This is a genomic window from Pseudoalteromonas sp. APC 3355 (assembly GCF_030407615.1).
GTDB lineage: Bacteria > Pseudomonadota > Gammaproteobacteria > Enterobacterales > Alteromonadaceae > Pseudoalteromonas > Pseudoalteromonas distincta.
In genome coordinates this window covers 218,940-241,620 of the sequence record NZ_JASDDB010000008.1, presented here as the reverse complement: position 1 = coordinate 241,620, position 22,681 = coordinate 218,940, and the positions used below count along the sequence as shown (strand labels likewise).

Genomic DNA, 22,681 nt, shown 5'->3' with positions numbered 1-22,681 from the left:
ACAGGGTACATTGAGACTATAAATAACGCAAAATTTAATCAGCCTAGGAAAAACCATGAGCCTTAAGCGTATAACCCAATTTTTTAACCCAAGCTCAGTGGCTGTTATTGGCGCCTCTAACATATCAACTCGGGCTGGTTTTGTGGTTATGCGCAACTTACTTCAGGGCGGTTTTAAAGGGCCGATAATGCCTGTTACTCCAAGCCATAGCGCAGTACATGGCGTACTTGCTTACCCCTCTATTGCTGACTTACCAAAAGTACCTGACCTTGCTGTTATTTGTACTAACAAAAACACCTTAATTGATATTATTGAGCAGCTAGGAGAGCTTGGCTGTAAAACGGCTATTGTTATTGCCGATGGGCTATCAGGGGAGCAAAAAAGCGCGCTTAAAGCATGCGCTCAAGCCAAGCAAGTTACTTTGCTTGGACCCAATTGCTTAGGCTTGCTGATCCCTCATATTGGGTTAAATGCGAGCTTTTCACATACTGTGGCAAGCCCAGGTAAAATTGCATTTGTATCGCAATCAGCAGCAGTATGCTCAACCATTTTAGATTGGGCTAAAAACAAAGAAATTGGCTTTTCATATTTTGTATCAGTAGGTGATTGCCTTGATATAAACTTTAATGAACTACTCGACTTTTTAGGTCGTGATGCTAAAACCAAAGCTATTTTACTCTACATAGATAACATTGAAGATATTCGTGGTTTTATATCAGCAGCAAGAGCCGCCGCCTTTAGTAAGCCTGTAATTGCGATTAAAACAGGTAAAACAACTGCGGGCGCACTTGCAGCCGAAATTCACACCGGCGGAAAGCAAAGCTCTGATGCTGTTTACGATGCGTTATTTCAACGAGCGGGTATGCTGCGTGTAAATGATTTAAGAGAGCTATTTGCAGCTACACAAACACTCGCCATGCATCCAAAATTATTAAAAGTAGAACAACTGACAATTTTAACTAATGGTGGCGGCCCGGGTGTTATGGCTGTTGATGAGCTTATTCAAAACTCCGGTAAATTAGCAGAGCTAAGCATTGAAACCCGAAATGCACTAAATAAAGTCATTCCACAATCAGAAACCACCTCAAACCCTGTGGATATTTTTGGCGACTCAGCACCTGCGCGTTATAAGCAAGCATTAGAAATTTTACTGCACGCAAAAGAAGTTAAAAACTTACTGATTATCCATACTCCCTCAGCGCTTGCGCCCAGCGAAGACTACGCCAACATTATTGTAGAAACCTTACAAACACTACCTAAAATGGCGCGCCCTTACGTTATAACTAACTTTATGGGTGAAGACGCATCTTACGCTGCCAGAAAAGTGTGCTCAAACAACGCAATACCCACTTATCGTACGCCCGAAGGGGCTGTTGGCGCGTTTATGCACTTGGTAACGTATCGTCGTAACCAAAAGCATTTAACGCAAACACCCGAGTCGAACACTGATGACGCTAAAATAAATAAGGTGGCAGCTAGAACCCTTATTAATGAGTTTTTAGATGATGGACAAAGCTACTTACCTACTCATCAGGCAAGCCAAGTATTAAACCACTATGGTATTAAATGCATTCAAACTGAGGTCGCTTACACCCCAACAGAAGCCAAAGAGCAAGCCATAGAGCTTGGTTTTCCAGTCGCATTAAAACTGATTAGCCCAAGTATTGCCTCGAAGTCTGAAGTAGGTGGTGTGGTGCTTAATTTAAACGACGCCAACGAAGTTGAACAAACCGCTTTTGCAATGCTTATCCGTATTAAAAACACTTATCCGGATGCTGTTATTGAAGGGTTTTCATTACAAAAAATGGCGCCGCGAGCAGGCGCAAATGAGCTGCGAATTGCAATTAAAACCGAGCCTAATTTTGGCCCAGTTATATTATTAGGTGAAGCAGGCACCGGCCTTGAATATGCACAAGCCGCCGTTGCTCTGCCTCCACTGAATATGAACTTGGCAAAGTATTTAATTGCCGCAGCGCACGACAAAGGCGTATTAAAGGAGCGCATACTCCCAGAAAAGGTTGATAAGTATCGTTTATGTGCACTGCTAACGCGTATTTCTCAGTTAGTTATTGATCAACCCGATATAAGCTCAATGGAACTTAATCCTATACTTGCCAGCAATGGACAGTTTTTAGTGCTCGATGCCACTATGACACTTAACCGCTATCAAGCTCAGAGCAATCGTAAGCGCTTATCTATTCGTCCTTACCCTATTGAACTTGTTGAAGTGGTAACACTTAAAAACAACACTCAAGCTACGCTCAGACCGATAAAACCAGAAGATGAACAAGCTCATAAAGTATTTGACGAGTCACTTAACAAAGAAGACAGATATAAACGCTTTTTTGGCGAGCTTCCACAGTTTAACCACGATCAACTCGCTAAAATGACGCAAATTGATTACGACCGTGAAATGGCGTTTATTGTGTGCCAACGCTTTGAAGGTAAAACCCGTACACTGGGTGTGTCTCGCGTCATTATGGACCCCGATAACCTACATGCTGAGTTTGCTATTGTAGTGCGCTCAGACTGCCAAGGCTTAGGGCTTGGTCGTATACTAATGAGCGCTGCAATTAATCATTGCAAACGCCAAGGTGTGGAGTCGATTGAAGGCATAACCTTACCAGAGAATACAGGGATGATCGAACTTGCCCGTAAGCTAGGTTTTAAAATTAGTCGCGACTTTGAAGAAGGCAGTATTAACATGGTACTTAAACTTAAATAATGAATGAACCGCAAACGTTACGCCAAAAAATGGCTTGCCTGTTTGAAGGTACAGGTCAATATCAACGTTCAGGGCATATTCTTGATATTGCGCTCATTAGCATAATAATGATTAACGTTGTAGCCATTGTTATTGAGTCAATCCCAAGTGTGGCAGAGCAGTATTACAACGAATTCTTAGTTTTAGAAATTGTCTCGGTCGCTATTTTTGCTATTGAGTACTTAGCCAGGCTTTGGGCTTGCGTAGATAAAACACACTATGTAGCAATGGAAGGCTCGAACAGTAAACGCAGATTAAAGTATTTTTTATCACCACTGGCGTTAATCGACTTAATAGCGATTTTGCCAAGCTTAATGATGTTTTTATTTCCTCTCGATTTACGTTTTTTACGCATACTCAGATTATTAAGAGTATTTAAACTCACTCGCTACTCACGCGCCATGCAGCTACTTTTAAAAGCCTTTAACGATGAAGGTAGTTCATTAATGGCTGCTTTTTTTATAATGGCCGTTGTGCTTATTTTAGCTTCATGCGGAATTTATTTAATTGAGCACGATATACAACCCGATAAATTTGGCTCTATTCCTGCGGCTATGTGGTGGGCAATGGCAACACTAACGACCGTTGGTTATGGCGATGTAGTACCTATAACGCCATTGGGTAAGTTTTTCGGTGGCGTTATCACACTACTGAGCATGGGTATGGTCGCTATTCCTACCGGGTTACTGGCATCTAGTTTTTCAGAACAGATACGTAAACGCCGTCAGTTTTTTGAAGACGCTGTGCACGAGTCAATTCAAGATGGCACACTTAATGACACCCAACAAGTACACCTAGAAGAGCTACGCCATAAGCTAGGCTTGAGTAAACTTGAAGCTAATAAGGCCATTAAAACGCAGTTAAATGAGCATAACAGCCATTTGTTTTGCAGACACTGCGGTAAAAGGCCCTAAATAAGTACTGCTATTATTAATTAAATATATCACTCCAATCGCGATTAATAAGCGCGAGTACTTCGGTATTAGGTACCGGTTTACTAAATAAATACCCTTGGAAATGCTTGCACCCTCTCGCCTTTAAAAAAGCAAGTTGATGCGAGCTTTCTACGCCTTCAGCGACACACTCTTTGCCTAAACTATCTGCAAGCGCGAGTGTTGATTGGATAATGGCCTCATCATCAGAATCTATGCCTATGTCTTGTACAAAGCTTCTATCTATTTTAAGTACATCAATAGGGAAACGCTTTAAATAAGTAAGCGATGCGTAACCTGTACCAAAATCATCCATGTACAATCTACAACCCAACTTTTTAAGCTGTTCCATGCTGTGCAGCGCTTCTTTTGAATCACGCATTAATATTGATTCGGTTATTTCAAAAACAATTGCCTCAGATGATACACCTGAATTATTTAACGCTTTTTTAATTTCAGGTACGAGTTCTTTAAACTCAAAATCTAGTGCCGATAAGTTAATAGATAAATACAGGTTAGGAGAGGCTTTTCGCCACTCTTTTAACTCCAATAAAGCGCGCGCAAAGGTCTGCAGCATAATTTTTGTAATTAAGCCTATCCCCTCTGCAGCCAGCGAAAACTCTTGAGTTTGTACTAGTTTATTTTCGGGCCAACGCAGCAGTACTTCAAAACCTTCTGTTTTTTGGCTCTTAGCATTAATAATAGGCTGATAATAATTACAAAACTCTTCTTCTTGATACGCTCTAGTAAGCTGAGATTCAAGATGCAGCGCTCTTTGAACATGCTGATTCATCTCTTGCTTATAAAACTGGTAGCGCCCTTCTAAAGAGTCTTTTGCATGATATAGCGCTATGCTCGCAGCTTTTAAAAGTGCAGGGCCTTGCTCTGCGTCATCTGGCGATATCGACACACCAATACTTAAATTAACGTTTACAACTTGGCCATTAATCGCAATATTTTGATTCACGCAATCCATCAACTTAGTACATATTATAAGTACTTGCTCTATCTGATGAATATCTTCTACTAGCACAACAAACTCATCGCCACCAAATCGCGCAACACTATCCGATGGTCGCAAAGAGCACTTTAAGCGCTCAGCAACTTCTTTAATTAGCTCATCAGCCGCTTCGTGCCCTAATGAGTCATTAAAGTATTTAAAACGTTTAATATTGATATGTAACAAAGCCACTTTGCATCCATGCAGTTTTGCTTGTTCAAGGGCGTGTTCAACGCGGTCATTAAATAATGTACGATTTGGCAGCCCAGTTAAGGCATCGTAGTTGGCCAATAAGTGCAGTTCGTTTTCAGCTGATTTTTGTGCGTTTATATCGGTTAAAATAATGACATAGCTATTAAGGCGCTGCTCGTTATCGGCCACTGCACTTATTTTCACAAGTACATGACGCGATTCACCATTAGCTAAAACCACACAGTCTTCACACGAAAAATGCTCCCCAACAGATAGCTTTTGCATAATGCGTAAATAATCAAAACGATTGCTGCGCGATATACCTAAATTTAAAGTCCGACTAGATAACGACTCAGCGGAGAAGTTAAAGGCGGTTTGCAGTGATTTATTAGAAGCCCGAATATTTAAGTTTTTATCGAGTATAAACACCCAATCACGCGTTTGCTCAAACGCTGCTGTAAATAGTAAAGCATGTTCTTCAAACACCATTTCTCGGGTCATATTTGTATAAGTTCCCGCTACTTTTTGTGGTGTTTTATCATCCCACTCCACTACTTTTCCAAAGTCCTTATACCAGCGCCAATAGCCTTTTGCATGACGCAGGCGATAAGTACAATTAAAGTAACCTTTATCGGTAGATAAAAACTCAAGCCACTCTAAGCGAAATAATTGTTTATCTTGCGGATGAATTTTAGATAAATATTCATCAAGGCTCACGGTTTCATTTTCGTAGCCTAACTCACTCGCTAAGCGAGGTTGGTAAATGCTTGGGTTGCTCGACTCCCAATCCCATACACCCGATTCGCTGCCTTCAAGCGCTAATTTTAAACGCGCTTCGCTTTCTTTACTTTCTTTATTTGCTGCCAATAAAATACGCTGAATTTTATTACGGCGCATAACCCACATAGCAACAAAACCAATAAACAGCATGGCGTAAAGCACCATAAAATAAGGTGCACGCCAAAGCGGATACTTTACTTTTATTTTTAAAATAGCAGGCGAGGTATATTCGCCAGTCAGGGGGTCTTTAGCCCAAACTTTTAATTGGTAATTACCTGGATTCAATTTTGGAAACAATACGCGGTTGTTATTTCGAGTATAACTTTTTTGTCCGTTATCGAGTTGATACTCATAAATGATGCGTTCTTGATTACTAAATGCCATAGCCGAAAATGCCACTTCAAGCCCAATATCATCATGATTTAACACAACTTCGTTGAGCGGCTGTTTTAAATCAAGCGATAGATCTCGTGACATTAAATCAACTCGCGTAATATTTACGTGATCAATAAGTGATTGGTAATTTTGGTTTTCCATTGGGTGAAAATAAGTAAAACCTTTTAAGCTACCATACGCAATATGGCCATCTTTGAGCTGTGCCATGGCGTTACTATTAAACTCAGCAGAGAGTAGCCCTTCTGACGTAGAAAATTGTTGAAAATGAAGTGTTTCTGGGTTTAATCGCCAAATGCCTTTATGGCTACTCATCCAGATCATGCCATCATCATCTAGCACCATATCGTAAAGCAATGTGCCTAATTTATTCTTCTCTAAATCGATTGTATGTACTAATTGATAAGTAGATGCGTCAAGGCCTATCAAGCCAAAATTAGAAAGTGATATCCACAATATATTGTTGTTATCAATTAAATAAGAAAGCACGCTAATGGCTACGTTTTCGTGCTGTTTTGGCACTTTGTAAATCATTTTAAGTGCTAAATCACTTGGGTTTACTTGATATAAAATACCGGCATTAAAAAATAATGGTGAATCTGGTTTATTGCTCAGCGCAGGTAAAAAGCCATGAGCTAAAAAGGGTTCAAACTGATCAAACTGGCCACCCAAACGCGTTATTACTTGAGAATCTATATTGTATATAAATACCCCATGATCTGAGTGTACAAAGTATAGATCGCCATTTGGCATGAGTGTAACGCCATGCACTCTACCAGTAATTAGCTCTTGATCAGCAGGATTATGTACTTTAGGTTCGCTAACTTGATGCGTTACAGGGTCAAAAATAAATAAACCACGGTTTGTATAAAGCCATAAATTATCTTTATAGGGCGTTATTTCATATACGGTAAACTCAGTGGTGAGTAAGTCGACTTTGTAGTCTTTTAAATAAGCTTTACCAATATTTGTTTTTAAATCAACCTCAGTAATACCGTTATGCGTTGCAAGCCAAAGCTTATCTTTATATTCGGTAATTCCCCAGATAGAGTGATGTGATAAACCATCTCCCCCGAGCAAAGTGCCATCGACATTATTAAAATGATAGCTGTCGTGAGATAAGTAAAACGCTCCATCAGTCTTAGTCGCAACCCACGTACCACCCGATTTATCTTTAGCCATATCAATAATACTGGTATCAGCAAGTGTGTACTTACTTTGGGCTATTCGAGTGTTTTTAATCATCTCCCCGGTGTTTAAATCAAATTTAAACAAGCCTTTGTCGGTAGCTAAATCTATTGTTCCGTGTTCGTTTACTATGCTCCAAACATTTAAGTCACTTAGTAATACTTTACTTTTAAAAGGTAAATCTGGGCGTTCAAACATTTTTGATAAGTTACTAATATCAACTTCGTATAAGCCTTGTACCGCCCCGACTAACAGTTGTTTATTTTCACCTAATGCGAACGACTTAACATTATTTTGGTAAATATGTTCAGCTTCACCTTTTAAATGCTGTAGAGGTCTAACTTGCTCTGTGGCAATATCAAATACGTATGCGCCATGGCTTGTACCTATAAATATATAACCATTGTAGGCAAACAGCTTTCTCACAAGGGTATTTTTATATTTAGCAGGCAGCTCAAAAATAGTTGTTATTTTTCCGGTTGCTATATCAAGCTTTGCAAAATCGCGGCCTCGCCCAATCCAAAGTGTTTTTTTATCAACGGCCACCATACTAAAAACAGACTGATTGATAATTTCTTCTTCACTGGTAGGTTTTTCTAGGAATTGCTGATATGAATCTGTTACGGGGTCGTACCTAAATAGGCCTGCAAGTAACGAGGCAATCCAAATATGTCCTTGAGGGTCTTGGTAAATACGATCGATGATCGCCTCTTCTAACTCACCATTAGGGCCATTTATTGGAATAACTTGATAGCCATCATAACGATTAAGCCCGGCCTCTGTCGAAAGCCAAAGGTAACCGTTAGTGTCTATAAGCATTGTATTAACGTAGCTTTGCGATAAGCCTTCGCTTGGAGATAAACGTTTTACTTGTGCCCCTACTTGGCAACTTAAAATAGTTATTAAAACTACAAAGCAACTAATGATCCCATTAACGCATTTACTCATGCTTATTCCATATTATTATTTATTATTATGGGTACTCTAGAGCGACTATATTTCGATGTTTGTAAGTATCAAAAAGTACTTGTAAAGCAAGAGTATATGTTAACACCTGGTTAAAACCAATAGCACAATATAAATCAGCTACGTTTTCATATGCGAAGGTCTTTATCTCTCTATTTTGCGACTTTAAGAGTGTTGAAAGCAATTGTTTTGCAATCCCTTTACCGCGATGTTCCAGCGCAACAAACATGGTAGATAAAAATAAAAACTCTGTTTTATCTTGTAACCTACATGCTGCCACTATTTCATTATTATAGTAAGTAACCCATACCTTATCTTGCTTATTAGCACGCCCTCTTACGCTGTGCTTTTTGTAAAATTTATTCACAAGTGGGGTTTTTAGTTCATTTAACACTTCAACTTTATACATTTTTATATCGATATTTAGCTAAGCATTAGCGCTAAATACTGTTCAAACTTTTGTTTCAAAACCATTTGCTCTGCCATTGGGCGGCTGTGGATTGTGTTGTAAACTTGCTCTCTCGTTTTTTTATTACGCTTAATTTGATACGCCCAAAAAGACGCTTCATAATCTAACTGAATTTGATATTTTTCTTCACGTGGTAATAGACATAAATTAAAACTCACAATACTTCCTCATTCGCTTTTAAGATTATTTGATTCCCCCTCTAAACTGGGCAAGAGGTAATCTCCTTGTTATTATACGCGTCTTATTTTATTTATTTCTGTAGTAATTGGAACTGATAATGAATAGACATTTTAGTATCTTGTTATTATTGGTAAATTTATTTTTTAGTGCCTCTTGTTTTAGTCATCAATACAACCTCACTTTTAATCGTCCGCAAAGTACACCTCAAGCTGATTATGCCTTAGAGCTATTAAAGTTAGCATACGCAGATATCGGTTTTAAAATACATATAATCGATTTTAGTCACCAAAATGCTTTGCTCGCTGCAAATAATGGCGTACTTGATGGGCAGTTAGGAAGAGATGCAAGCGTTGAAGAAAATTACGAAAACTTAATTAGAGTCGATTATGAGCTATTTAAGTTTGACTTAGTATTATATAAAAACTGTTTACCTAACAGTTTAGAACAGCTCGATAGCGTCGCAATCGTTGATGGCTACCCTGTGCAAGAACATTATTTAGCAAGCACACAGTTTGCAGGGAATATTATTAAAGTTAAAAGCATGAATACCCAACTTAATTTGCTTGCTCAGAAAAAAGTACAGGGAGCTTTAATGATTAACTTTATAATGCAAAATAATGAGCTCCCGTCACCTCAAGGCTGTTTTGTAAAAGAAGTATTGAGTACTTATCCGCTTTATCATTATTTAAATAAACGTAATGAAAACTTAGTAGAAAAGCTTAAAATGTCATTAATTAACCTAACTAACAATGGCACTGTGTACGCACTAAGAGCCAAATATGGATTAAGCTTTTAAAAGTCGAACCCTTGCTGCTGCGCCTGCGTGCTTGGCACTGCATTTTGCTGCTTTTTTTGAAGGTAGCGCTTGTAGCGCTGCTGGCACAAACTAAGCACCTTCTTTTTTTGGTCGTTCGATAAGGTATTCCACGAAAAGCGTTCATCCCGACTACGATAACACCCTTTGCAATATCCTCTGTTGTTAACTAAGCAAATACTTTTGCAAGGACTTGGAATATCAAATATTTCAATTTGTTGCATGCATAAGTACCGCCCAGTTGAAGAGGAGGTATTAGTATAGCGTTATTTTTGAGCAAAAAAAAAGCAGCAATTTAATTGCTGCTTAGTTTTGTTGAGCTGGGATTATTAATACTCACAGCTATTGGTATTTATCTCTGTTTTACGGTGAAATGGCTTAGCGTACATGGCCAGCACTAACGGTTTTAACTCTTCTGGTACACAGGCTAAACGCTGTTCAAACGTCGCTGTATCAGGAGAATCTATTACCGCCTCTTTACAGCCACCAGCAATGTAATTACCTGGGTGCAAATAAAACGAATCTACAATTTGCCTATCAATTGTTTTAGCAAGCTCTTCAGCACTATCACATTTAGATTCGATTGGCTGTCCAAATGCTAAATGCACATGCCCTTTAGCCGAACTAAAGCCTTCAACAATACTGGCAATATCTTCACCCGCTGACTTAATATATTCACCATGATGCTGTTTATGATAAAGCTCTTTAGCCTTAGCAATTGCACACGGTTCATATTGATAAGAAATAGAAACAGGCACTATTTTTAACTCTTTAATATAATCGCCAAATTCTTTCTTTTGTTTACGTCCATTTAATTGCAACATTTTTAAAAGGGCAGGATCTGTTTGATCAAAACCGTCTTTTGCACGCCCTTCTTTTTGTGCAATCCAAATAGAATTTCCACCGATTAAAGAGTCATAGATATATGACGATAACTGGGTTAATGCTTTTAACATTTCTTTTGGTGCTTTAGCAGAGCGCTTAACAATAAAACTTTTATTTAAACGCATAAGCTCAGTAATGTAAGGTATTTGCAATAAATTATCGCCAATAGCAATACGCACTGTTTTCATTTTATGCTGATATAAACCCCAATTAACTAATGCAGGATCAAGCACTATGTCTCTGTGGTTTGAAATAAATAAATAGGCCTGATTAGCGTCTAACTGCTCTAGCCCAGAAAAGGTAACTTTTGATGTGGTGCGCTTCACTAGTTTATCTAAGTATTGCGCCACTTCATTTTGCACATCTTCAACGGTGCTTACTTTGCCCCATTTTTTGCGTAACTGATTTCTTACCATTGGACGTGCAATAAAAGGCACTGCCGATAAAAAGCGCGGTAAATTATACTTTGCTATTACATCAATAAACGCATCATCGTTAATCAAACGTGTAAGCGATGCCGCAACTTCGTCGTCGTTGTATGGGCGTATATCTGCGTATTTATCTTCTAATTCACTCATTACTACATCTACAATGTTAAAAAACGGCACGCTAAAGCGCACCGTTTATGTCTATATCCGATTATAACTCAGCCAATCTAAAATGCGAAATAACCAAAAAAACGATTTTTTATTTTAGCAACTTGCTTTAAAGCCGAGTTTAATTACCTTCTATGACCATAGGCTTGCTTATAAGTGCAAAAAAACTGATCAGTCTAGCAAAATACCATGTTCTCAATCTGTTAGTGGGCAGACCACTACTACATAGCCCTCTAATCATTTGGTAGTAATACCATTAACAAAGCCTTTCTTTCGTAGTACCTTAAGCCCATATTTTAGATTTTTGATGGATCGTAAGCCTCTTTTTTACGATTTTAACTCTTTCAGATCCACTTATTTTAGGGCTCATAATGAACATTACTATTCTTGATAACGCAACGTTAGCTAAAACATCTCTTTCGTGTATAGAACAACTTGGTAAATTAACGACTTATGAACTTACCAGCCCAGAGCAAGTTATTGAGCATTGCCAAGGCGCTGATGTATTAATCACTAATAAAGCAGTTTTGAATCGCGATACGATTAGTCAGCTAACACAGCTGAAATTAATTTGCGTAAGTGCAACTGGTACTAATAATGTTGATTTAGAAGCCGCTAAAGAATTTGGTATTGCCGTAACTAATGTAGCGGGCTACTCAACCCCTTCAGTTGTTCAACATACATTTTCTTTAATTACTAACTTACTGGGTAACACCCACCGCTATCAGGCAGATTGTCAGCAAGGTGCATGGCAAAAAAGTGAAATGTTTTGCATACTCGATTACAGCTTTAACGACTTACAAGGTAAAACATTTGCCATTATAGGCGGCGGTACACTAGGCAAAGGCGTTGCTAAAGTGGCTGAGGCATTTGGCGCTAATGTTATTGTTGCAGAGCGCAAAGGGGTTAAATGTCGTGATAGTCGTACGCCTTTTGAAGACGTCATTAAAACAGCCGATATAATCAGCGTACACTGCCCGCTTACAGATGAAACACGTGATTTAATTGCACTTAATGAGCTTAAAATGATGAAGCCAAGCGCTATAATTATTAATACAGCACGTGGTGGTATTATTAACGAAGCCGACTTAGCAACAGCGCTTGAGCAAAATCTAATTGCTGGAGCCGGTGTTGATGTACTAACTAAAGAACCTGCTGAAGCTTCAAATCCACTTGCTAATTACACAGGCAATAACTTATTACTTACTCCACATATTGCATGGGCAAGTACTGAATCTATTGTGCGTTTAATTAATGAAGTAAGTTTAAATATTGCGGCATTTACTAAAGGTGAATCACGCAACCGCTTGGTTTAATCATTTTATTGTAGTAATCAAATAAGCTAAAAAATGGCTGTTTTTACTAATATATTTAATATTTTATTAGATAAAAACAGCTTAACTCACTTAACAAACTGATTAATAACAGTTTATAAATATGGTCTACTCTTTGCTTTAATACAGTTAATAACCAATTAAAAATCTTATTAAGGTAAATAAAAATGAAAAAATCACTTTTAGCAGCCGCTTTAATCGCTCCATTTTTAACAGGCTGTGTTATTGCCGTGTCAGATGGCGAAGCTGAGACTCATTGGGCAGGGAAAAACTCATCAAGCTGGCAAGCACAGCATAAAAATAATCGTGAAGTTATATCAGAGCTAAAAATGGATAGCAGCTATCAGTCTGTTTTAACGCAATTAAAAACGCCTAATTTCACTGAGCTATTAAAAAAAGATGATGATGTATACCAAGTACTTTTTTATGTAACGCATAGCAAGCATTCAGATTCAAAAACAACAAAAGATGAATGTACGCCACTTGTATTTAAAAATGATAAGTTAGTGGGCATTGGTGACACCGCTTTAGGTATGATCACGCAGTAACCAATAAAAAATGTTTGATACAAAAACGCCAATATATAAATATTGGCGTTTTTGTATATTAAGTTTTTAGCGTGCGACTATTCTATCTCGCCCTGCATCTTTAGCGGCATATAAGCCTAAATCGGCCTCTTCTAATAATGCTTGCTCAGCATACACTTTACCACTTTGTGTAGTGGCAATACCTATACTTATAGTGATGTGGTCTGCATTTAATGAAGCTTTGTGTTCTATATTCAAAGCATTTACAGCATTGCGTAATTTATTAGCAAACTCCATTGCTTCATGCCTATCAATTCCTGGTAGCACAGCAGCAAATTCTTCTCCGCCATAACGAGCAATAAAGTCACTGCCACGTTCACATTGAGCCGCAAGTGCTTGCGCAACATTCTTTAAACACTCATCGCCAGCACGGTGTCCGTAGCAATCGTTGTAACGTTTAAAGTGGTCTATATCCATAAGTAACACCGATAGCGGTGTTCCACTTCGCTTGCTGCGGCGCCATTCTCGAGATAAGTTTTCATCAAGGTAGCGTCTATTTGGTATTTCAGTTAAGCCATCTATCGAAGCTAGCATTTCTAGCAAATCATTTTTTTGCTTTATGAGGAGTTGGTTGCGCACTCTAACGCGAACAATAGAAGGACTAAATGGCTTGGTTATGTAGTCCATTGCACCGAGCTCTAAGCCCTTTGCTTCATCATCATGGCTACGATTGGCTGATATAAATATAATAGGAATAGACTGAGTTATTGGGTTTTCTTTAAGCTCCACAAGTACTTGATAGCCGTCAATTCCAGGCATAATTACATCAAGGATTATTAAATCAACTTGCGCTGTTTTTACAAAGGTCAGTGCTTTTTCACCACTTTCAACTAAGAACACGTCGTGTTCTGCTTTAAGTGTTTTTTCAAGTACTAATCTGTTGATTGGATCATCATCCACAATAAGTACTTTAGCTCTTTTCGACATCCCTAACCCCTAGCCCTTTTATAAAAACAATTACCTGTTCTAGCTGTATGATAAGCTCTTGTAGTGTTATTTCAATAGGCTTATTAGTTGTTTTAAGCGTTCTTTCACACAATAAAGCACAATGTGATAATCGTCTAAAACCTAAATTACCAGCTACACCCTTGATACTATGCACTAAACGTACCAAATCATCCTTATTGGTTGTTTCTTCTAGTTGCGATAGCTGGGTTTTACACAAGCTAGCAAATTTATCAATCATCGTATTAAGTAGTTTTTCATCCATACTAAACTGCGTTAAAGCAAATGATTTTTCAAAAAAGCTTGGTTTAACTAAGTTTAAATCAGCAATTGCATCAATAAGTACTTTAGCAACAACCGGTTTAGTTAAATGTTTATTCATGCCGCACTTTAAAGAACGTTCTACATCAGCAGGTTCACAATGAGCCGTTAAAGCAAAAATAGGCAGTTGCTTTGCGTCAAACTGTTGACGAATCAAAGCGGTTGCTTGACAGCCATCTATTTTCGGCATTTGCACATCCATCAATATTAAGTCAGGCTTTAAAACTTGCAATAATTCCATACCAATTGATGCGCTTAAAGCCGTGACAACATTTACGTTTGCTTGGCGAAGAACACTGCTAATTATTTCTAGGTTAAGCTGATTATCATCAATTGCTAATACAAGTAGACCCGATATATCAGCTTTACTTTCAGTTGCACTGTGTACTGCGGCACTTGTATTAACTATAGGCTTTTGCTGAGAGTTCAAACTAAATAGCCTTTGCCCTAATGCCGATGCTTTAACGTGATGCGCAGCTAAGTGCTCGCTTGTCGGTAAATTAAGTGTGTGCTGATGATTAATAATAATTACCGATGTTTCTTTAGCTGATAACGAATCATTAATCGCTTCAACATTTAAAAGTGCAGGTAAGTCAGCTGCATCAATTATTATTTTTTGAGTATTAGAGAGCTTAATTGGGTATTTTAGTACTTCATCTAAATTAATATTAGCAAGTTCGTTATATGCATTTGTCACCTGCTTAAGCTCTTTACTTTGATCAGATAAAATAGCCAATGTATTAGTCGGTAACACTGTGTTTTTAGTGGTATCAACTAAAAAGCTAATACTAAAATAAAATTCGCTGCCGTGGCCTTTTTTACTCTTTAAAGCAATCTCCCCACCCATTAACGACACTGCATGTTTAACAATAGCTAAACCTAGCCCAACCCCTTGGTGTATGCGGGTTGAAGATTCATCACCTTGAGTAAAAGCGTCGAATAAGCGACTTTGATCGGCTTCATCTATACCCATGCCAGTATCAATTACTTTAAAGCAAATATGCTGTTGCTCTAGGCTATCGCTTTCAATAAGTTCCATTTTTAAAGTAATGGAACCTGTTTTTGTAAACTTAACGGCATTAGTTAATAAGTTACCTAATATTTGCTGCAAACGTATACTGTCGCATATCAAATCAGGTGCTATTAGCGGGTCAATATCAATAAAAAACTCAATACCTTTTCCTTCGCACAATGGAGCCGTTAAGCTTTCACAAATATCTACCAGCTCAACCATGCTAAAAGATGCTTGTTTTAAATCGGTTTGCGAACCTTCAATACGTGCAAAATCAAGCATTCTATTAAGCATTAATAACAAGCTTTGTGCTGCATGCTTAGCTTGATCCGTTTGTTGTAATTGCTTTTGCGTTAAGCCTTGCTCAATTAACATATCAAGCAACCCTAAAACAGCGTTCAAAGGGGTACGTATTTCATGACTTAAATTGGCTATAAAGCGGCTTTTAGCTAGGGTTGCTCGTTCAGCATCTAGTTTTGATTTAGTTAAGGCACTTACATCCTGAATGTGTATAACATAATAAGCTGGATCGCGGTTTTCATCCCAGACAAGCGATACACTTAGTTGCAACCAGCTTGTTAAACCCCCTTGAGCAAGCGTTAAATGGTATACGCGTTTTTTGTCATCTAGCAATTGCGCTAATGTGCTTTTTATTTGCTGCCATTGGGAGTCATCAAATAATGCTTTCAACTGCTCCCCAACTAGTACTGGCTGATCAGAAAACTGCTTTCTTGCTGCTTTATTAACTTGTAATATTGTGTGTTCAAGCGAGAGTAAAACCACGCAGTTAGCCGCAAATTCAATGGCACTTCTAAATTTAGATTCAGATGATTTTAAGGCCAATAATGTTTGTTGCTGTTCAGTAATATCGCGGCCAATACCCATGGTTCCTAACAGGTGTTGGTGCTCGTTATAAAAAGGTGCAATAGTAAGTTGATACGATTTTGTATCGGTTTCTATTCGCTGTTCAACACTATTTCTGTTTTGTAATACTTGTTTTTCAAGCGCATTTATTTGCTGATCATTGTCACCTAAATCATCTACATATTTACCAACTAATGCAGTTTGATCTTTACCAATATACGCCTCAAATGCTTTATTGCATCCTAAGAATGAACCATCAATATTTTTAAAGTAAATAAGGTCTGGCACACTGTTTAGCATAGTGTTGAGCAAAGCTAAGTGGCGCTCTTTTGCTTCGTAACTGCGGCTTAGCTTTTCTGATTGCAGCTGAACTTGGTCATCCAGAGCTTTGTTTGCACTTTGTAATGAATCAACTAACTGTTTGTTTTTAGTAAATACACGCTTCACTTTAGAAAACCAAGGTTGCCAGCTCAGTGGTACTTTGTAATTTAGCTGCTCTTCTTGTTGTGTACCGTTACTCTCAAGGTATGACATTAAGTGAGTCATCGGCTTTATAAAAATGCGCTGACTTAACCAAAAAAACACGCCAAACATAATACTTAAAAATAGCGTTAAAAAAGTAAACTCTAGTAATATCTCATACTTAATTGAGCTTATTAATTGGGGTTTGTGCTCGTAAAATGCTGCGTGAATAGGTAACTCATCCATAGGCTGCATAAAGTAATTACTATCACTAGTTAATACTGTTTTTTGACTCTGATGATTGGCCAAGTCTGGCCAATAATCTTTTAACGCAGTCGCTTGCTCTATTATCTGTTTAGAGCTGGCGATAATTTGATGCGATTGGTTCATAAAAACGTATTCACCACTGTTCGGTGACACCTTTTTTAACCATCCAGAAATTGCTTGAACATCATAAATTAAAATAATGTAATCGGCTGAGCCAGTGCTTCGTTGTCGACCAATAGCAAAATACGAATTGTCATTCACTTTAACAATAGGGCTTGAAGTAAGTTTGTTTTGCGCAAATTTTGGCTTAAATTTTCCATTTAAAATTTCAGTAAGCATTAAACTTTGGCTTTTGTTGTGCCTGCTTACATAAGCAAAACCATTATCATCAACATACGCTACAGCAGATAACGACTGCATTAACGCAAGCGTTGTATTAAACGAAGGCCCTAATGTAATAGCCTGCTGCCACTGCATTAATGCCTTAGCAGATAACGCAAACTCACCTTTACCTACAATTTCCGTACTTTGATCAATAAAATGACGATAATAGTAACCATCATATTGATTTATGCCTTCGAGCAAATCTTGGTTTATTTTGGGATAAGTCGCTTGCTCGTATAAGTTAAACATGGTGGTAAGTAGATTACTCACCGAGTCCATGCCGTGGGTAACTTGCGCTGAAACATTTGTAAAATCAGCTTGGCGTTTTTCAACCGTCCGCTCAAGCTTTATATTATATAAGTGCAAGCACAGTAAAAAAGCGACAATCAATGGCACTAACAGCGCAATAAATAATGAACGATAATAATGCTTCAGAGGTAAAAAATTCAATGTACTGCCTGCCATTTGGCTCGAAAATCAATCGATAGACTATCGAGCCAATTTGTTAAGCGCAAGTTATAAATTTTCTTCTGCAAATGACGCTAAGCGACTACGCACAACACCGTTGAGGTTTATTGTTGCGCTGCCTTCAAAGTTTTTAAAGCGCTCTACTATGTACGTCAAGCCCGATGTTACTGGCGTTAAATAGTTACTATCAATTTGCGCCAAGTTACCTGTACAAATTAATTTAGTACCTTCGCCGCAGCGAGTAATAATCGTCTTAAGCTGAGATGCCGTTAAATTTTGGCTCTCATCTAAAATTACCACCGCATTTTGAATGCTACGCCCGCGCATAAAGTTAACCGATTTAAACTGTACATTAGCCTTCTCCATTATGTAATTTCGACTCGATATTGGGTTTTCGTCGCCTTTGTGCAATACCTCCAGCGTATCAGTGATAGCTGCAAGCCATGGCGCCATTTTTTCCTCCTCCGTGCCTGGTAGAAACCCAATAGACTCTGCTATTTCTGGCGTATTACGGGTAACTATTACTTTATCGTAAATACCTTTTTCGATGACCATTTCAAGGGCGCTGGCAAGTGCTAACAAGGTTTTACCACACCCTGCTGGTCCTGTTAAAATAACAAGTTCAATACCTGTATCCTGTAATGCATCTAATGCCATCCCTTGATAAATATTTTTGGGCTTAACGCCCCATGCTTGTTGATGCATTAAACGCTCAACACCAATATCTTTTAGCGTTATGTGCTCGTCATCGTACGATTTAACGCGCGCCGCAAACTGATCCCCTCCATCAAGTAAATATTCATTACAAAATACATCAGGTATTAAGTTTTTAGGCACATGATGAAACGTATCGCGTCCGTGCTGCTGCGTATTACACTCCCCTACATGGTCCCAAAAATCACCTTCAATTTTTTTATAACCACTAGTGAGCAAGCTTATATCATCAATAAGTTGGTCGGTACGGTAATCCTCAACATATTTAAGCCCGGCGCCTTTGGCTTTTAAACGCATGTTTATGTCTTTTGTGACAAGTATTACTTTTGAATCACTGTGCTGCTTTTGTAAGTACACGGCGCAATTGATAATACGATGGTCGTTTTCGTTACCAGGCAAACCAGAAATGGAGTCGGCAAATAAATGGTCGTTTACAATAATGAGGGTACCGGCAGAGCTCGCTTTTGCCTTTTTGTTACTCGGCAGCGCCACGCCTTGTAGCATTTGCTCAGGCGTTGCATTTTTAAGAACTTCATCTAATCCACGAATAGCGACGCGCGCATCACGGCTTACGTCGTGTTTTCTGTCTTTTATATGGTCAAGTTCTTCAAGCACCGTCATCGGAATTACAACGTCATGCTCTTGAAAAGACAAATAAGCGAGTGGTTCGTGAAGTAGTACGTTGGTATCTAGCACATACATTTTACTTTCAAGGTTCGAAGCTTTTTCCATAGCACTTTCCTTACGTTTTATGATTTTTATGCTATACCAAAATAACTAAGTAAAACGGGCAAAACTTAAACCTGCAATACTTAATTGCTAAGGCATAATGTAAGTTTAGTCTATTTGTCATAAAAGTCCGTTTTATTACAAACTGTAATTAGTTTTGATTTACCTAAAAAAGAGTCATAAACAAGCTGTTTTAATAGTAATAATTAACACTTACAAAATTAATTAAAAGTGAGCCAAATAGCGCCTTGCAGTGGTGTTAGCTTACAGGTAACATAGCCGCCTTTTTCATCATAGACGAGACATACATGAATTTTTCCTTAGGTCAGCGTTGGATCAGTGATACAGAGTCAGATTTAGGATTAGGCACCGTTGTTGCCATTGAAGGCCGTCAGGTCAGCATATTATTTCCTGCCAGTGGTGAAAACCGTGTTTATTCTAGTGCAGAGGCACCTGTTACCCGTGTGGCATTTAATCCTGGCGATGTGATCAAAAGCGTTGAAGAATGGGAATTAGAAGTAGAGTCTATTGAAGTACAAGGCGAGTTACTTTGTTATCACGGCACCCGTGTTGATAATGGCGAAACGGCCAAGTTAAAAGAGACCTTTTTAGATCATTTTATTAAGTTTAATAAACCACAAGATCGTTTATTTGCAGGCCAAGTCGATCGTTTTGATCGCTACACACTTCGCTACCAAACGTGGTTACATAAATTTGAACGTGAACAATCGCCTATTAAAGGCTTAATTGGTCAGCGTGCTAATCTTATTCCGCACCAGCTTTATATTGCCCAAGAAGTGGGTAAACGTTTTGCCCCACGCGTACTTTTATCAGATGAAGTAGGCCTTGGTAAAACAATTGAAGCGGGCATGATACTACATCAACAAATTATTAGTGGCCGTGCGAGTCGCGTACTGATTGTGGTGCCTGAAAACTTACAGCACCAATGGTTAGTAGAAATGCTACGCCGCTTTAACTTACGTTTTTCTATTTTTGATGAAGAGCGCTGCGACGAAGCGTTTGCAGATTCTCCAAACGTATTTGATACAGAGCAACTAGTACTTACCAGCCTTGAGTTTTTAACCAAGAAAAAACGTTGGTTTGAACAAGCAACGCTTGCTGATTGGGACCTTTTAGTAATAGATGAAGCCCACCACCTAAGTATAAATAACGGCAAACCAAGCTCAGAGTACCAACGTATGGCAGAGCTTAGCCAAGATATTCCGGGCCTTATTTTGCTTACAGCAACGCCTGATCAACTTGGTCACAGCAGTCACTTTGCGCGTTTACAATTACTCGATCCGGATCGTTTTTACGACTACGACGTGTTTAAAGAAGAAGAAGCAAATTATAAAGACGTAGCGCAAGCGGCAAATCAATTACTGCAAGAGCAAGCTCTGGACGACGCAGCCAAAGCCACACTAATTGAGCTATTAAAAGAAACCGATATTACTGATATTCTTGAAAAAGCACAGCAAGGTGATTTACCAGCACGTAAAGAAATACTTAACATGCTACTCGATCGCCATGGCACAGGTCGTATATTATTCAGAAATAGCCGCAGCGGCATTGATGGCTACCCAAGCCGTAAATTACATGCCTACCCTATGGCACTGCCAAAGCAGTATAAAACGGCTATGTCGGTTCTTGGTAACATGGGCGGCATTCAAAACCCTGAACTAAGTGCACACCGTGCTCTTTTTCCTGAAAAAATATTTCAAGAATTTGAAGGCGAAAGCGCAAGCTGGGGTTTATTCGATCCACGCGTAGATTGGTTAATCGACACCCTTAAAACACTTAAGCGCGAAAAAGTACTGCTTATATGTGCTAAAGCTGAAACAGCTATCAGCCTTGAGCAAATACTGCGTGAACGTGAAGCAATTAAAGCGTCGGTATTCCACGAAGGTATGTCTATTATTGAGCGTGACCGCGCTGCTGCATTTTTTGCAGACGAGTACGATAATGCACAAATATTACTGTGTTCAGAAATTGGCTCAGAAGGTCGTAACTTCCAGTTCTCGCATCACTTAGTGTTGTTTGATTTACCACTGAACCCAGATTTGCTCGAACAACGTATTGGTCGATTAGACCGTATAGGCCAAACACAAGATGTGAACATTCATGTGCCATATTTTGAAAACACCGCTCAAGAAGTACTGCTACGTTGGTATAACGAAGGTCTAGATGCATTCGAATCTACATCAACAACTGGGCAAATGCTTTATAAAGAATTCCGTGATGACCTACTTGAATATATTTCTGCGCATAACTGCGATGAAGACGAACTCGATCCATTACTTGAGCAAGTAGCACAACAAAATGCGGTACTGCGTAAAAAAATGGAAAGCGGACGAGATCGTTTACTAGAGCTACATTCATCGGGTCAAGGTGCTGCCGACTCGCTTGTAACTGATATCGAAAAACTCGATAACCAGTTTGAATTGCCAAGCTACATGATCAACGTGTTTGACACATTTGGCGTAAGCCAAGAAGATAAAGGCGAAAACACCATTATCTTAAAGCCAACGGAACATATGTTAAATGCATCGTTCCCATCGCTTAAAGAAGACGGCATGACGGTTACCTTTGATCGCGACACTGCACTTTCGCAAGAAGATGTACACTTTATCAGCTGGGATCACCCTATGGTGCAAGGCACCATGGATATGATTTGTGACGACGACTTTGGTAGCGCATCGGTGGCTTTACTTAAAAATAAAAAGTTACCGCCTGGTACCTTTTTTGTTGAGCTTATTTTTGTTGCAGAAGCAATGGCACCAAAAGTATTACAAGTTGGTCGCTTTTTACCGCCTACACCAATTCGTATATTGCTCGATAAAGCAGGTAATAACCTAGGTGAAAACGTGGCATTTGAAGGCTTTAATCAACAGTTATCAGCCGTTGGCCGCCAAACAGCAAGTAAGCTTGCCGGTGCATTGCAAAGCGCTGTTCACCCGATGATCACTACCGCTAAAGATATGGCACAAGAAAAACTTGAAGTTATTCGCGCAGCGTCACTTGCTAAAATGCAAACGTCACTCAGTGAAGAGCAAGAGCGACTTGTTGCCCTTAAGCAAATTAATCCGAATATTCGCCAAGAAGAAATTACCTTCTACGATAAGCAACGTAACGACCTAACTACGTATATTGAAAAAACGCAGTTACAACTTGATGCAATTCGCTTAATAGTGGTTTCACACTAAATATTTAGTTTTTGAGCCGACTCCAGAGTAAATTTAGAGTCGGCAATTAAGCTTAATTGATATAAATAGCTATATCTTTTTAAACTTCATTTAAAAACCACGTGCTCTTATTTTACTATGAGCCAATTCTACCCTCTCTAGCTATATATTAAGCCCTTTGTTGGACTGTTGATTTTGCCCAACATAACCGTATCTAAAAACTCAAGCTGCACTCTATACAACTATTCTGTGA

The 22,681-nt window shown here is 38.7% G+C and carries 14 protein-coding genes; 6 read left to right on the top strand and 8 right to left on the bottom strand.

All coding sequences use genetic code 11. The annotated features are described in order from the left end of the window. Window positions 1-55: 55 nt before the first annotated feature. Together QMA08_RS12450 and QMA08_RS12445 are read left to right on the top strand one after the other, a co-directional pair. Window positions 56-2,725: a bifunctional acetate--CoA ligase family protein/GNAT family N-acetyltransferase gene (locus tag QMA08_RS12450; RefSeq protein WP_182754642.1), complete on the top strand. Its 2,670-nt coding sequence runs from the start codon at window positions 56-58 to the stop codon at window positions 2,723-2,725. Continuing rightward, the gene (locus QMA08_RS12445) at window positions 2,725-3,678 is read left to right on the top strand and encodes an ion transporter (protein ID WP_138489663.1); all 954 of its coding nucleotides are present in this window, start codon (window positions 2,725-2,727) and stop codon (window positions 3,676-3,678) included. The genes QMA08_RS12450 and QMA08_RS12445 overlap by 1 nt, the downstream gene beginning before the upstream one ends. Before the next feature lie 16 nt (window positions 3,679-3,694). Here the strand turns inward: QMA08_RS12445 and QMA08_RS12440 are convergent, their stop codons facing one another. Genes QMA08_RS12440 through QMA08_RS12430 form a run of 3 tightly spaced genes read right to left on the bottom strand, consistent with a single transcriptional unit; the run spans window position 3,695 to window position 8,842 of the window. Next, window positions 3,695-8,197 (bottom strand): EAL domain-containing protein, encoded by a 4,503-nt coding sequence (locus QMA08_RS12440; RefSeq protein ID WP_290174614.1) that lies wholly within the window; start codon window positions 8,195-8,197, stop codon window positions 3,695-3,697. A 25-nt stretch (window positions 8,198-8,222) separates the two neighbouring features. Continuing rightward, a complete protein-coding gene (locus QMA08_RS12435) occupies window positions 8,223-8,624 on the bottom strand; it encodes a GNAT family N-acetyltransferase (RefSeq protein WP_024596205.1) in 402 nt (133 codons plus the stop codon). A gap of 14 nt (window positions 8,625-8,638) precedes the next feature. Beyond that, complete coding sequence (locus tag QMA08_RS12430; protein ID WP_002962585.1) at window positions 8,639-8,842, bottom strand: DUF3283 family protein; 204 nt, start codon at window positions 8,840-8,842, stop codon at window positions 8,639-8,641. A 119-nt stretch (window positions 8,843-8,961) separates the two neighbouring features. On the opposite strand from QMA08_RS12430, the gene QMA08_RS12425 reads away from it, so the two are divergent. Continuing rightward, window positions 8,962-9,660 (top strand): transporter substrate-binding domain-containing protein, encoded by a 699-nt coding sequence (locus QMA08_RS12425; protein ID WP_182196852.1) that lies wholly within the window; start codon window positions 8,962-8,964, stop codon window positions 9,658-9,660. Here QMA08_RS12425 and QMA08_RS12420 read toward each other — a convergent pair. Continuing rightward, entirely contained in the window at window positions 9,657-9,902 is a 246-nt protein-coding gene (locus QMA08_RS12420; protein ID WP_008170756.1) for a DUF1289 domain-containing protein, read from the bottom strand. The genes QMA08_RS12425 and QMA08_RS12420 overlap by 4 nt on opposite strands. A 105-nt stretch (window positions 9,903-10,007) precedes the next feature. Next, complete coding sequence (locus tag QMA08_RS12415; RefSeq protein ID WP_138490038.1) at window positions 10,008-11,141, bottom strand: 1-acyl-sn-glycerol-3-phosphate acyltransferase; 1,134 nt, start codon at window positions 11,139-11,141, stop codon at window positions 10,008-10,010. A gap of 389 nt (window positions 11,142-11,530) precedes the next feature. Here QMA08_RS12415 and QMA08_RS12410 point away from each other — a divergent pair, with 389 nt between their 5' ends. Then, window positions 11,531-12,475 (top strand): D-2-hydroxyacid dehydrogenase, encoded by a 945-nt coding sequence (locus QMA08_RS12410; protein ID WP_290174613.1) that lies wholly within the window; start codon window positions 11,531-11,533, stop codon window positions 12,473-12,475. 185 nt (window positions 12,476-12,660) lie between these two features. Next, a complete protein-coding gene (locus QMA08_RS12405) occupies window positions 12,661-13,041 on the top strand; it encodes a DUF3192 domain-containing protein (protein WP_024596200.1) in 381 nt (126 codons plus the stop codon). A gap of 66 nt (window positions 13,042-13,107) precedes the next feature. Here QMA08_RS12405 and QMA08_RS12400 read toward each other — a convergent pair whose 3' ends face one another. Genes QMA08_RS12400 through QMA08_RS12390 form a run of 3 tightly spaced genes read right to left on the bottom strand, consistent with a single transcriptional unit; the run spans window position 13,108 to window position 19,249 of the window. Then, window positions 13,108-14,007 (bottom strand): diguanylate cyclase, encoded by a 900-nt coding sequence (locus QMA08_RS12400; protein ID WP_039488304.1) that lies wholly within the window; start codon window positions 14,005-14,007, stop codon window positions 13,108-13,110. Further along, on the bottom strand, window positions 13,991-17,800 hold the full coding sequence (locus QMA08_RS12395) for an ATP-binding protein (protein WP_290174612.1): 3,810 nt from the start codon (window positions 17,798-17,800) through the stop codon (window positions 13,991-13,993). The genes QMA08_RS12400 and QMA08_RS12395 overlap by 17 nt, the downstream gene beginning before the upstream one ends. 51 nt (window positions 17,801-17,851) lie before the next feature. Next, the gene (locus QMA08_RS12390) at window positions 17,852-19,249 is read right to left on the bottom strand and encodes a PhoH family protein (RefSeq protein WP_290174611.1); all 1,398 of its coding nucleotides are present in this window, start codon (window positions 19,247-19,249) and stop codon (window positions 17,852-17,854) included. Between the two features lie 305 nt (window positions 19,250-19,554). On the opposite strand from QMA08_RS12390, the gene rapA reads away from it, so the two are divergent. Further along, window positions 19,555-22,449, top strand: a complete 2,895-nt coding sequence (gene rapA, locus QMA08_RS12385; RefSeq protein ID WP_024595181.1) for an RNA polymerase-associated protein RapA — start codon at window positions 19,555-19,557, stop codon at window positions 22,447-22,449. Window positions 22,450-22,681: the final 232 nt, after the last annotated feature.